Source organism: Vibrio harveyi (assembly GCF_030060435.1).
Classification (GTDB): domain Bacteria; phylum Pseudomonadota; class Gammaproteobacteria; order Enterobacterales; family Vibrionaceae; genus Vibrio; species Vibrio harveyi.
This window is the reverse complement of record NZ_CP125875.1, coordinates 1,589,468-1,602,093: the sequence shown is the minus strand read 5'-3', so window position 1 is coordinate 1,602,093 and position 12,626 is coordinate 1,589,468. Positions and strand designations below refer to the sequence as shown.

Here is a 12,626-nt window from a genome sequence, read left to right as displayed (position 1 = left end):
ACCCACATGTGGCGCAGTATTTCCATCATTATCGAAGCATGACACGCAAAAAACGTGGAACAGTAAATGACATATAGCACGGCTCAACAGAGCATTTTCAAACGGTACTCTGCTTCTATTGTAGCTTTTATTGCAGTCGTTATTGTCACTGCGGGCATGGTTGGTGTCGCTTATAAAATACAACAGCGTTACACCATGACCATTTTCGATACCCTGGCAGATCGCCAAGCGGAATCTCTTAAACTGGCAGTAGAAAACGATCTTGAGTTCATCGGCGCTGGTGCAAACTTTTTCCATTCCGTTGATAAGTCATACTGGACACAATTTCCTTACTACGCAAAACAAGTCGTCGAAAGTTCACAGAGCTTGGTTGGCTTGCAATGGATGCAACGTGTTGAACCAAGTGAGCTCGACGTCTATTTGGCGAAAACTCGTCAAATTTTCCCTGATTTTGACATCTTTACAGTACCGAAAGATGGTGAGAAGACGTTTGGTTACATCTTGAAAGACCAAGCTCCTGCATACATAGCGACTGATATTTATCCAAGAACTGAAACTAACTTGTCTTTGCTTGGCTTTTATTCTTCACGTTTGCGTTTCGAACTGATCCTAGATGACATTATTACCCACGATCGAGCCAATATTTCAGACAAAGTCCGATTACTTCAAGACGGATACGACAAGTCATTAGAGAAAAGTGGTCTGTTGGTTTACCACCCGGTATTTAGCTATGACAAACACGAGCTACTTGGTGTCGTTGTTGGGGTAGTGCGCAGTACTGTCTATTTTGATCAACTGATTACCAAAACCGCGACGGAATTGGATATGTCAGTAAAAGTTGAAGACAAGGGCTTTGATGCTTACGACGACCCTCTATTGTTCAAAAGCTCAAACTGGGATGAGCTGCACGGCAAAGTTATTAGTCGCACGATTCAACTGCCAAATCGCGAATGGCGTGTTGAGTTTAAGCTGTCTGAATCCGTTTCGGCGTGGGAGCGTTCTGTCCTTTATGGGACCGGTATTGCGGGTTTAGTCATTGCTATCTTGATCAGCTATATCGTCAATCTTCAATCACGTGAAAAAGAACGTCTTGCGGTGATGCTTGATAACAAAACGGTTGAGCTAAAACGCATGGCGGAGTTGGATCCATTGACCCAATTGCTTAACCGACGCGTATTTAACGATAACTTACTGCACTACATTAATAGTGGCGTTGAGTTTTCTTTAGTGGGTTTCGATATTGACCGCTTTAAAGTGATTAACGATAAGTACGGTCATTTAGCCGGAGATGAAGCGTTATTGCACGTAACCAAGCTTGTGAATGCTAACTTGCTCGATGGTGATCGTTTCTACCGAGCAGGTGGCGATGAGTTCTGCATTTTATCTAGAGTGACGGACAAGGAAGAACTAGCCGCCTATCTGGAGAAGTTGCGCGGTATTGTCGCAAGTTCGCCATTTGAATATGAAAGTACACCGATCATTTGTTCTTTGAGCATTGGCGCTGCGGTACATAACAACGAAGATCCTGAGAGCTTATTCCATAAAATGGACGTGCAACTTTACCAAAGTAAGAAAAATGGTCGAAACTCTGTATCGATCGGCGATTAATTCAGCGAGCAAATTCGAGTTTTGAGATTCGTTACGGTAGAATCTCACGCTTTCAAATTTACGTTAGGAATCAAGACAAACTATGAACCATAACCGTATCGTCTGCTTCGATTTAGAAATGTGCTGCTGGAATGAAAACGGCGTGGGTCGTACAGGCGAGATCATTGAAGTTGGTTTGGCGGAAATAGATTTGTCGAAAGGTGAAATCGTTAAGCGCGCGCAATACTACGTGAAACCTGAGCATGATGAAGTGTCCCTGTTTTGTGCAGAGTTAACTGGCATCACACCACGTAAGATTGAAAAGCAAGGTCGACCATTAGAAGAAGTGCTTAAGTCGATGCTAAAGAACTTTGGTGGTCGTAATAAGATCTATGCTTCATGGGGGCGCGATGATCTTATCTTGCTTGAAGAATGCCAACAAAAGGGCATTGACGCGCCATATACCGAGTTCATCAACTTAGCGACGTTGTACCGAATCCAAAACCGTCTTAAAGATAAGCGCATTGGTCATAAAGCGGCGCAAGAAGCAAAAGGCATTGAGTGGGAAGGTCGCCAGCACTCGGGCTATGTTGACGCTTACAACTTGGCGAAACTAGCACTGACCATGCTATAAGTTTCTGTTTTCATAAATCTTTCATTGGATTTCAGTCTGCTCGTCATAAGCCAGTACTAAGTTAGTTTTAAATAACAACAATTTTGGCTAGTCTCTTGCGGAGATGACGATGTTTGATTCGACCTAATCCAGACTAGAGACACAAAAAACGCGCTCATGTAGCGCGTTTTTTATTGATTCTTACTGTTTATGGAGACTGGGCTTCACTGAGATTGCAATTTCGCTCGAATAAAATCGCTGTGGTCTACATAGAGCAGCTCCGCTGTTTTGCGAATTACGGCATCTTCCAATGGGTCAATTTCACCGTCAGCGTACGCCACTTCCCACATACTCTTGATCAGTTCATAGCGGGTTTCTTGTGAAAGCTCACGCAGTTGGGACGTAAAGTCATAAAGGGAAGTCGACTCACTCGATCTGTTTTGAGCCTGATTCAGTAGGGTGTCGGTCTCTTCTTCTGTTAGGGAAAGCAATTTCATGATCAAAGAGCGTTTGGTTGCTTGCTCTCTTTCATCGATTTGATGGTCCGCACCAGCTACTTCACAAAGCAAACATGCTATCGCCATATTGGGTGACAGTGTGTTGGATTGGCTAAGGTCCGAGCCTTCTATAAGTTGTTTAAATAATGAAGTAAGCGAATTAAACATGTTGAGCACCAAGCTGTTATCTATTTATTTAAGATGGTAATGGTTTGAGCAAATCTCAAGGTCTTGATTGAATTTGATCAAGATCTCATACGATTGAGATGACATTTTTGCTCAATACAGTATTTGACCGCCAAAAAGCGGATTTATTCCTCAACCTTTGTAGGCGGGAAATGTATTGAATCACCTTCACCAGTTAAAATACTGATATTGCTTGGCTTTCCGTCCTCATCCAATCTCAGCTCGCCAATTGCACTTTGGTTCACTAATCGGTAAAAATTGTGGTTACTTGGCGCACGCTTAAAAATCTTCAAACGCTTACGTTTTGTGAAGAAGTTTAGCGGTGAACGGGGGCTATAAAGCAAACGGTCCATGGCATCACACGCTGTCAGCAGTTGCGCTGGGAACTGGTTCTTGATCCCACTACATGTGATTTGATAGATATTTGGACTATTGCGACGGAAACGCAACTTGATGTCATAAGCGAAAGAGTAGTGCACATCACCAGACAGAATGACAAAGTTAGTCGGGGTTTTGGTGTGAGTGAAAATACTGATCAAGGTATTCGCACTGCCTGGATGCGCCATCCAGTTTTCTGCGTCAATCAGCAACGGCTGACCAAAACTGGTCATGATGCGTTGCAATGTTTCAATAAACTTCACACCAAACATGGGTGCGGCAGAGACGATGATCACTTTGTCTTGATGCATCAGCTCTTGTTGGAACTCAATCAAGGCTTCCCAATCCATCAAACCCGATGGTTTATTCATGCGTGATTCTGAACGCCAGCGGCGAGTACGTGTATCCAATACCACCACTTTTGGTGAGGTGTGAATCGTGTAGTGCCAATCTTCAAAACGATAGAGGTACTTTATGAACTCGTCTTGAGATTCTGAAGTCAGCTCTTCAAAGTAACGGCGCGCATGCTCCATAAACGGGGCGTTGAATTTTTCTGGCGCGTTGCCCCAACCTTGGCACAACCAATAAGCGATCAGACTGTTGCCGATGATTCGGCGCGAGAAGAGATTTTCAGTCGCTGCTTTTTCCCAGCCAACCGTTAGGTTCCAATCGTCGGTGACGTCATGGTCATCAAAGATCATGTAGGTCGGTACGTGAGCTAGCAAACGTTGAGCTTTATCTAACCCTGCGACAAATGCATCGATGTGAATCTTCTCATCGCGCCAATGTTGTTGCCATTTCGGCTCTAAAGCTTTTCCGCCGGTCGTGAATTTTCTATCCAATAAACGTTCACGATTGACTAATGTCCAAGGTACTGGAGACCAAACGAGTAGGTACATCGCAAAAAGCTCGGCAAAGCTGATGAGGTGGTTTTCACATTCGCGCGAGCTAAAAATGGGTGTGCCACGATGCGGGAAGAGCTTGGTGAGTATGCTTCCATCGTCAACATAGTGGGGAAGAATGTTATCCCTGCCATAAAAACAATCTGGGCTTTGATACAGCTCTTGCGTGTTTTTAATTGGCGCTTGGTCGAACTCTTCATCAGGCAAGCCTAATAATTTGACCAATTGTTCAATAGCATCAAGCATCGGACCTGCGACATGATCGGCATAGATTTGGTCGCCGCTCATGATGAGCATATCAGGGCGGTCTTCTATCGGTTGGCTAGCAACTTTTGCGTCAGCTTGGACCAGAGTGTCTTTACTAAAATGATGTGGGTTGCGACAAGAGCCATGCAGAACATAATCGGCTTTTTCACTGATTAGGAACTCGACACCTTGCACTGAATCTGTGTCTTCACCGTAGACTAGGTGGGGCATCAACTCGGTCAATAAACCGGATTGAGTATGGAGTTGATAACGCAATGCTTTATGGGTAGGAAATTCGCCTTGTAACGTCAGCATGCAAACCCAAGCACGTTTGCCTACTTGCAATAGATGTTCTGCTGATACGGGCTTGGAATAGTATTGTTCACCAGTGTTCGCATCGCTGATTTCAACCAAGCCTTCGAGAGGTTGCGTGGTCACCAACCAAATATTCACTTCCGTCGCGGTAATTTTTCTTAAAATTGGACCGGCAACAACCAGAGGAAGGGAGGAACATTCGTTGGTATTGAGCGATGTTGGCAAAGTGGTACCTTTCTATTCTGGATCAGTGTTCTGAGTTTTCTTCGAGTATTTCGATAACTTGTGAGCTGCTAAGTTCATGTCCCATCAGAAATAAACCCAACATTGCGTCAGCTTTTGAAGCATTGTCGCTGTCTTCATCGAGAATTTGTTGTAGGCGAGTTCGAATCAAGTCAATTTCGTGCTCAACGAAGCCGCGACCTTCTTCTTCACCCTGACCATCTTCCGGTGCATTATCGAAGTGTAAAAACAGCATATCACCATCGAGAGTGGTGTTTTCCAAGCGTTCTGGTAGCCATTCTTCACCCATCACGATATCGGGGTCGCTACCTTCCGGCAAGTTGTTGATAATGGAGATGAGTTCAGATGCTTTCACGATTAACTGCGGCTTTGATCATTGGTTTTCTATTGTATCGGCGAATCTGGCAAAAATCTAAATCTCATTGACGAGAGAAGAGAGAAATTTGACCGTTTCCCGTTTGATTGTGCGCAGAGTAACCAACTTAGCCAAAAGTGCAGTGTGTAGGAGGTTAACTTATTGCCAGTGTTAACTGGTAGGGCTTGCTCTTTGGTGTATAAAGCAAAATTTTCACAGATAGGCGGGTAAAGTCAGATATACTCTTTCTCATTCGAGACCTTCTCAAATAACAGTGACATAGAGGAACTATGAAACACGTATTAACAGTATCGCTGGCATGTTCTGGTTTATTGCTTAGTGGTGCTGCTTTAGCGGAGTCAAAAAACGCAGAGCAAGAGTGGGGGATTGCAGCGATGTACCGTACTGCTTCAATTCCATTTTATACTGCCAATGACGACTCAACAGTGAGCACGTTTGTGCCGATGATGTTCTTTGAAAACGAGCATCTCTACATTGACGGTATTGAAGGTGGGGTGTTCTTGTATGATGAGAGTGACTCCGATTGGCGTGCAAGTGCGATTATGCGCCTGCGCTTTGTAGATATCCCGAAGTCCATTCAAAATGCCTTCGAAGGGGATCGCGTCGATTTTGGTGGTCAGATTCGTTACAACTTTGACGAAAACTGGCGCGCTGAATTTGAAGTCATGACGGATGACGAATTTCAATTTCACTCTAATTACCGTATCGCTGCTAATTATGAATTGGGCGATTGGGAGTTAGAACCCTCTTTTACCATTCGTTATAAAGATGCCGATTTCAACAGTACTTACTACTCGTTTGATGAAGTAACGGGCGAGAAAATTGGTGCGGGTATTGATGCGAATTTGGGTATCAAAGCACGTTACCACGTAATTTCTAACCTGTATCTATTGGGTGAAACCAGCATCACTCGTCTGGATAGTGAAGCGTACAACAGCCAAATCGTGGAAGATCGTTACCAAGGTGAAGTGTTCGTTGGTTTTGGTTTCTTCAACGATAAAGGCAAAGAGCGCAAGTCAGATTTGCGTAATCGTCCGTATCTTCGAATTGCACATGGCTGGGCGACACCTTCGAACATGGGTGACATCTTTAAGTTCAATGCAGAGAAAGACGAATACAATAACCAACTGACGTCGTTCTTCTACGGGCATCCGCTGACAGACGAGCTATTTGGCTTACCTCTAGATATCTATCTGACCCCAGGTCTTGTTCACCATTGGTCGTCAGACGTGCAATCTTCTAGCACTGAATACGTGATGGCGATTAAAGCGTATTACACCTTTAATTGGCCTACGAAATGGCGTTTTGGTGTTGCAGAAGGTATGTCTTACATCGATAACATTACCTATATCGAAGGGACAGAGATGGAGGAGAAGGGCTATACACCAAGCAACCTGCTCAACTATCTCGATTTCTCATTGGATGTAAACGTCGGTGACCTGTTCAACCAAAAAGACTGGGAGAACATGTGGGTCGGCTACTCACTGCATCACCGCAGTGCGATCTTCGAGAACGCATCACAGTTTGGTCGTATCAAAGGCGGCAGTAACTACAATACGATATACTTCCAGTACGATTTTTAAGCTTAGCTAAAAACAAATATGAATAAGCCTCATCTTGACATGAGGCTTATTTATTTCCTGTTAATTGGTAATTATTCTTATTTCTATTCTTCTGTATTTGTAATTGTTATCCATTCAATTTAAAAACTATTCTAATATTTAATTAAATTGACACCTCTCTGACCTATTAATATTTCATTCATATAAAACTTTGAAATGAAATATAAGATTGCATTTTGTATTTTTTAATAATTGACTGTGGTCAAGATTACCACCCCTTAAATCTACAAGGATATTAATAGTGGCGGGTGGCCATGCCTTAGTTGCTCAAGGCTTGTGCTATCTAGCTTAATTGATGGTTTTGTAGAAATGTTGCTTTGATTTGCCTTGTGTATTAATTAAAGCGAAATTAGATATTTTCAATGAATGCCTATTTTGAAAATACAATCTCTATGTCTTTTATTTCTAACGAGTGTTCTTTCCCCACTTAAAGCCATTAATTAAGCGCCACGACCAAATTCAAAAACGTAATTTAGGAAAAAACCATGAGTCAAAATGGTAAGTTTAATATTACTCGGCGTGATGCTTTAAAGGGCGGTTCTGCACTTGGCGCTTTGGCGTTAGCAGGAAACGCGCTTTCTCTCCCGTTTGCAACTAAAGCGGTTGCCAAAGAAACACCAGCAAAACCAAACGAAAAAATTGTCTGGTCGGCATGTACCGTAAACTGTGGTTCTCGTTGTCCACTTCGTATGCACGTGGTCGACGGTGAAATCAAATGGGTAGAAACCGATAACACGGGTGATGATGTGTATAACCACAATCACCAAGTTCGCGCTTGTTTGCGTGGTCGCTCTATGCGTCGCCGTGTTTACTCGCCAGACCGTTTGAAATACCCACTTCTTCGTGTTGGTAAGCGTGGTGAAGGTAAGTTCAAACGCATCACTTGGGATGAAGCCTTTGACCTCATTGGTGACAATCTAAAACGCATCATTAAAGACTACGGTAATGACGCGGTTTACCTAAACTACGGTACGGGTACCTTGGGTGGTACGGTAACTAAGAGTTGGGATCCAAGCGCGACATTGGTTGCACGTATGATGAACCTGTGTGGTGGCTACCTGAACCACTATGGTGACTACTCAGCAGCGAACATTGAATGTATGTCTGAGTACTTCTACGGCACTTGGGTAGACAACAACTCGATTGACGACGTACAGAACGCAGATCTTTGTCTGATGTTTGGTAACAACCCTGCAGAAACTCGTATGTCGGGCGGTGGTCAGGTTCACAACTACGTGGACGCAAAAAACATCAGTCACACACGTACGATCTGTATCGACCCTCGTTACACCGATACTGCCGCGGGTCGTGAAGACCAATGGGTACCAATCAAGCATGGTACTGACGCTGCACTGATCGCTGCTATCGCACATGTATTGATCAGCGAAGATAAAGTCGACCAAGACTTCCTTGACCGTTACTGTGTGGGTTACGACCGCAAAACACTGCCAGCGTCAGCGCCAGAAAACGGCAGCTACAAAGATTACATCATGGGCACAGGTCCAGATGGTATCGAGAAAACACCAGAGTGGGCACAGCCAATCACAGGTATTCCTGCTGATGTGATCTTGAAACTTGCGCGTGAAATCGGTGATGCAAAACGCATTTACATCACCCAAGGTTGGGGTCTACAACGCTCAGCAAATGGTGAGCAAGCGTGTAAAGCGATCATGATGCTGTCTCTGCTTCGTGGTCAGGTTGGTCTACAAGGTGGTGGTACTGGTGCTCGTGAGGGTAACCATTCTTACCCATTCCAACGCTTCCCGAAAGTGCCAAACCCGATCAGCGCTTCTATCCCAATGTTCCTTTGGACAGACGCGATTTTCCGTGGCACTGAGATGACCGATCTTACTGACGGCATTAAAGGCGTTCAAAAGCTCCAAAACAACATCAAGTTCATCTGGAACTATGCAGGTAACTGTCTGATTAACCAACACTCAGACATCAACCGCACACACGAAATTCTTCAAGATGAAAAAGCGTGTGAAATGATTGTGGTGATCGACAACCACATGACGTCATCTGCGAAGTATGCTGATATCGTACTGCCAGACTGTACAACGTCAGAGCAATCGGATTTCTGTATGGATGGTGCGGCAGCGTCAATGCCTTACTTCATCTTTGCAAGCCAAGCGATTCAACCTCGTTTCGAATGCAAACCTATCTACGACATCATGTCTGGTGTGGCGAAACGCATGGGCGTGTTTGATGAGTTTACTGAAGGTCGCACTCAAGAAGAGTGGCTTAAGTGGATGTACGCTCAGACCGTTAAACAAAACAACGATCCAAACCTGCCGTCTTACGATGAGATGAGAAGGCAGGGTATCTACAAGAAGCAGTTCGATCGTCCACATGTGGCGTTTGAAGACTTCCGTCGTGACCCAGAAGCGAATCCATTGCCTTCACCGTCAGGTAAGATTGAGATCTACTCAGAGACCCTAGCGAAGATAAACGAAGAATGGGAACTGGACGAAGATGAATCCATCAAGCCATTGCCTGAATACGTATCGACGTTCAACGGCTGGGATTCACCAGATCGTAAAGAGTTCCCGCTTCAGTTGACGGGCTTCCACTACAAAGCACGTGCGCACTCTACGTACGGTAACGTGGACATCCTAAAAGCAGCTGCACCACAAGAGCTTTGGATCAACCCAGTCGATGCCGCTTCTCGCAACATTGATAACGGCGATTTGGTCAGCGTGCGCAGCAAGTTCGGTGAAATGAACGTTCGTGTAAAAGTGACCCCACGCATCATGCCGCATGTGGTTGGTTTAGGTGAGGGCGCATGGTATGCACCAAACGCAAAAGGTGTTGACCAAGCGGGCTCAATCAACGTGCTGACAACACAACGTCCAAGCCCGTTGGCAAAGTCGAACCCGAGCCATACCAACCTCGTTGAAGTGACGCTAATTAAGAAAATGGGGGCTAAATAATGAGCACAGCGAAGCAGTATGGCTTTTACATTGATTCAAGCAAATGTACTGGCTGCAAAACATGTCAGCTCTCTTGTAAAGACAACAAAGATCTGGGTATCGACCGCAACTTCCGTCGTGTTTACGAATACGTAGGCGGCAACTGGACGGAAGAAAACGGTGCGTTCCGTCAAAACGTATTCGCGTACTACCTATCGATCTCTTGTAACCACTGTACTAACCCTGCGTGTACCAAGGTTTGTCCATCAGGGGCAATGCACAAGCGTGAAGAAGACGGCTTTGTTGTTGTCGATGAAAGCGTGTGTATCGGCTGTAAATCTTGTCACATGGCATGCCCATACGGCGCACCTCAATACAGCGAAGAAAAAGGTCACATGACTAAGTGTGATGGCTGTTATGAACGTGTCGCAGAAGGCTTAATGCCAGTGTGTGTTGATAGCTGTCCATTGCGTGCGATTGAGTTTGGTCCAATTGATGAGCTACGCGCGAAATACGGTTCAAACGCGGATGTGGCACCACTGCCAGATTCTCGCATTACGAGCCCGAACTTGATCGTGAAGCTAAATCCAAATGGTCGTCCAACCAATGACCGCACTGGTTTCCTACAGAATCCAAGAGAGGTGAAATAATGTTATACGAAGCACCATTAGTTGCCTTTACGGTTCTTGCTCAAACAGCGGTTGGCGCGCACTTAACGGTTAACGCGTTCGAGAAATTCGGTAAGCCACCACGTGTGACAGAACCTCGTATGAACATCGCTCGTTTCGCAATTTTGGTTGTAATGGGATTGGGTTTCTTGTTCTCAACCACTCACTTGGGTAGCCCACTTCGTGCCTTCAACGCATTAAACCGTGTTGGTAGTGCGGCGCTATCTAACGAGATCTTAACGGGTGCAAGCTTTCTGTCTCTAGCGGGTTTGTACTGGTTGCTAACTATTCTAAAAATCGGCAGCGAAGGCGTTCGCAAAATCGTGAACTGGTTGTCTATCGCGGTTGGCGTGATTTTCATGTTCGCGATGGCAAATGTTTACCAAATCGAAACGGTACCAGCATGGTACTCACCAATGACCACGGTTGCGTTTTGGTTTACGGTCGTGACTTCGGGTCTGATGTTCGGTTACACGCTAATCAACGTATTGGACGTGACGGCTGAGAAAACCAATCGTCGCCTAATGTGGGCTGGTGTGAGCTTGATTGCGCTGAACCTAGCGTTTTCAGTGATGCAGACGATTCACTTCGCAGGTATCTCAACGGCGATTCACAGTGGCTTGGATCAAATCACAATGCTATCTGGCTATGTTGCTGGTCATGTGTTGTTGCTTGTGGTTGCTGCTGCTCTTTGGGTATTCGCTGAGTTGTTTACCGCAGAAGGTCGTCAGAAGAACTTGCTGGTTATCGTTGCATTCGTTGCCTTGTTCGTTGCAGAGATTCTGGGTCGCAACGTGTTCTACGGCATGCACTTTACATCTGGTTTGTACTAATAACCGTTATTTGTGCTGATAACCATTATTTGTGCTGATAACCATTATTTGTACTGATAACAATTAGCAGAGGGGGGCGAGTGTTCGTCCCACCTCTTTTCCGTTTTACTTAATCGAAGAATAAAAACACCAGTCATCAAAGGTACTTCATGCAAATTTCTCAACTTGAACCACAAGATACCAGCATCGTTCTTAAGCTGTTTGGTGCACTGTTTTACTACCAACCAAAAGATTACCCAGCGGCAAATCTCGATACGTTGTTGAGCAATACTGATACGCCAATCGAAGCGCTCAATGACATGCTGCGTAGCTTTCAGAGCGAGAGCGAAGAGGCACTGCAAATGGAGCACGATCGCATGTTTGCGGGTATTGGTGAGATGCCAGCGCCACCTTGGGGGTCGGCTTATCTGGATAAAGAAGCGGTGTTGTTTGGTGAATCAACCATTGAATATCGTTACTTCTTGCAGCGTTGTGGTTTTGCTTTGGAATCTGACCAACGTGAGCCAGAAGACCAGATCGGCTTGATGCTGATGGTGTTAGGCATGTTGATTGAAACTGATCAACAAAAACTGGCGGCTGAAATGTTGCGCGAGCACTTGATGACATGGTTTGGCTTTTTCAACAAGCGCTTCAAAAAAGCAGTGACTCTTGCGCCTTACTCAAAACTGTCGAACCTTACTGAAGAATTGCTTCAATCCTTGAGTGAGCAATACCAAGTCGTTGTGCTAGTAAAGAGAGATTACTCGGATGCGCCAGTCTGAATCGGTTGATCTAAGCAAGCGACGCCTGTTTTCATTTCGTCGCGCGCCAGTAGAGCAAGCTCAAGAGCCTCGTGTTAAAGCGAGACCGCCGTATGCGGTGGAAGAGTCGATGTTCACAAGGCTATGTGATGGATGCGGAAAATGCGCTTCTGCATGTCCGAGCCAAATCATAGAAATGGTTGATGGCGTTGCCGCGTTAGACATCAGTTACTCGGCATGTGATTTATGCGGCGCGTGTAAGTCGGCGTGCCCTACATTAGCACTTTCAAACCAAACAGAGTCTACAGGCTTGATAGCAACTATCTCGAACAGCTGCGAAAACTTATACGGTTATTGCGGCAGTTGCGAGGACAGTTGCCAATATGATGCTTTGCAATGGCAAGATGATGTCAAACCTAAAATTGACGCCGCCAAGTGCAAAGGTTGCGGACAATGCGCGCAAAGCTGCTACAACAGCATGATCAGCTTTGACTTAAAACGATAAAAA

Annotated in this window: 11 protein-coding genes; 8 read left to right on the top strand and 3 right to left on the bottom strand. The window is 45.1% G+C overall.

Annotated elements, in window-relative coordinates; all coding sequences use genetic code 11:
- The first annotated feature begins 66 nt into the window (after positions 1-66).
- Together QMY49_RS07825 and QMY49_RS07820 are read left to right on the top strand one after the other, a co-directional pair.
- Positions 67-1,608, top strand: coding sequence for a sensor domain-containing diguanylate cyclase (locus QMY49_RS07825; RefSeq protein WP_045488391.1), 1,542 nt, complete (start codon positions 67-69; stop codon positions 1,606-1,608).
- An 82-nt stretch (positions 1,609-1,690) separates the two neighbouring features.
- Entirely contained in the window at positions 1,691-2,221 is a 531-nt protein-coding gene (locus QMY49_RS07820; protein ID WP_283313891.1) for a 3'-5' exonuclease, read from the top strand.
- Between the two features lie 203 nt (positions 2,222-2,424).
- Here the strand turns inward: QMY49_RS07820 and QMY49_RS07815 are convergent, their stop codons facing one another.
- The 3 genes from QMY49_RS07815 to QMY49_RS07805 all read right to left on the bottom strand — a co-directional run bounded on the left by QMY49_RS07815 (position 2,425) and on the right by QMY49_RS07805 (position 5,322).
- Positions 2,425-2,865 (bottom strand): tellurite resistance TerB family protein, encoded by a 441-nt coding sequence (locus tag QMY49_RS07815; protein ID WP_005451837.1) that lies wholly within the window; start codon positions 2,863-2,865, stop codon positions 2,425-2,427.
- Between the two features lie 143 nt (positions 2,866-3,008).
- Positions 3,009-4,949, bottom strand: coding sequence for an alkaline phosphatase D family protein (locus QMY49_RS07810; protein ID WP_283313889.1), 1,941 nt, complete (start codon positions 4,947-4,949; stop codon positions 3,009-3,011).
- 22 nt (positions 4,950-4,971) lie between these two features.
- Positions 4,972-5,322 (bottom strand): VC1380 family protein, encoded by a 351-nt coding sequence (locus tag QMY49_RS07805; RefSeq protein ID WP_050902287.1) that lies wholly within the window; start codon positions 5,320-5,322, stop codon positions 4,972-4,974.
- A gap of 290 nt (positions 5,323-5,612) precedes the next feature.
- Here QMY49_RS07805 and QMY49_RS07800 point away from each other — a divergent pair, with 290 nt between their 5' ends.
- The 6 genes from QMY49_RS07800 to QMY49_RS07775 all read left to right on the top strand — a co-directional run bounded on the left by QMY49_RS07800 (position 5,613) and on the right by QMY49_RS07775 (position 12,623).
- Positions 5,613-6,926: a MipA/OmpV family protein gene (locus QMY49_RS07800; RefSeq protein ID WP_283313884.1), complete on the top strand. Its 1,314-nt coding sequence runs from the start codon at positions 5,613-5,615 to the stop codon at positions 6,924-6,926.
- A gap of 524 nt (positions 6,927-7,450) precedes the next feature.
- Positions 7,451-9,898, top strand: coding sequence for a DmsA/YnfE/YnfF family dimethyl sulfoxide reductase (locus QMY49_RS07795; protein ID WP_283313882.1), 2,448 nt, complete (start codon positions 7,451-7,453; stop codon positions 9,896-9,898).
- Positions 9,898-10,527 (top strand): DMSO/selenate family reductase complex B subunit, encoded by a 630-nt coding sequence (locus QMY49_RS07790; RefSeq protein WP_005433785.1) that lies wholly within the window; start codon positions 9,898-9,900, stop codon positions 10,525-10,527. The genes QMY49_RS07795 and QMY49_RS07790 overlap by 1 nt, the downstream gene beginning before the upstream one ends.
- Positions 10,527-11,378, top strand: coding sequence for a dimethyl sulfoxide reductase anchor subunit family protein (locus QMY49_RS07785; RefSeq protein WP_023585783.1), 852 nt, complete (start codon positions 10,527-10,529; stop codon positions 11,376-11,378). The genes QMY49_RS07790 and QMY49_RS07785 overlap by 1 nt, the downstream gene beginning before the upstream one ends.
- 149 nt (positions 11,379-11,527) lie before the next feature.
- Positions 11,528-12,139: a TorD/DmsD family molecular chaperone gene (locus QMY49_RS07780; RefSeq protein WP_140280177.1), complete on the top strand. Its 612-nt coding sequence runs from the start codon at positions 11,528-11,530 to the stop codon at positions 12,137-12,139.
- On the top strand, positions 12,126-12,623 hold the full coding sequence (locus tag QMY49_RS07775; protein WP_283313878.1) for a 4Fe-4S binding protein: 498 nt from the start codon (positions 12,126-12,128) through the stop codon (positions 12,621-12,623). Before QMY49_RS07780 ends, QMY49_RS07775 begins: the two co-directional genes overlap by 14 nt.
- Positions 12,624-12,626 lie beyond the last annotated feature (3 nt).

What these genes read in the sequence shown, in the direction of transcription:
- QMY49_RS07825 (WP_045488391.1), top strand. Translation starts at nt 67, where the DNA reads ATGACATATAGCACGGCTCAACAGAGCATTTTCAAACGGTACTCTGCT.
- QMY49_RS07820 (WP_283313891.1), top strand. Translation starts at nt 1,691, where the DNA reads ATGAACCATAACCGTATCGTCTGCTTCGATTTAGAAATGTGCTGCTGG.
- QMY49_RS07815 (WP_005451837.1), bottom strand. Translation starts at nt 2,865, where the DNA reads ATGTTTAATTCGCTTACTTCATTATTTAAACAACTTATAGAAGGCTCG.
- QMY49_RS07800 (WP_283313884.1), top strand. Translation starts at nt 5,613, where the DNA reads ATGAAACACGTATTAACAGTATCGCTGGCATGTTCTGGTTTATTGCTT.
- QMY49_RS07795 (WP_283313882.1), top strand. Translation starts at nt 7,451, where the DNA reads ATGAGTCAAAATGGTAAGTTTAATATTACTCGGCGTGATGCTTTAAAG.
- QMY49_RS07790 (WP_005433785.1), top strand. Translation starts at nt 9,898, where the DNA reads ATGAGCACAGCGAAGCAGTATGGCTTTTACATTGATTCAAGCAAATGT.
- QMY49_RS07785 (WP_023585783.1), top strand. Translation starts at nt 10,527, where the DNA reads ATGTTATACGAAGCACCATTAGTTGCCTTTACGGTTCTTGCTCAAACA.
- QMY49_RS07780 (WP_140280177.1), top strand. Translation starts at nt 11,528, where the DNA reads ATGCAAATTTCTCAACTTGAACCACAAGATACCAGCATCGTTCTTAAG.
- QMY49_RS07775 (WP_283313878.1), top strand. Translation starts at nt 12,126, where the DNA reads ATGCGCCAGTCTGAATCGGTTGATCTAAGCAAGCGACGCCTGTTTTCA.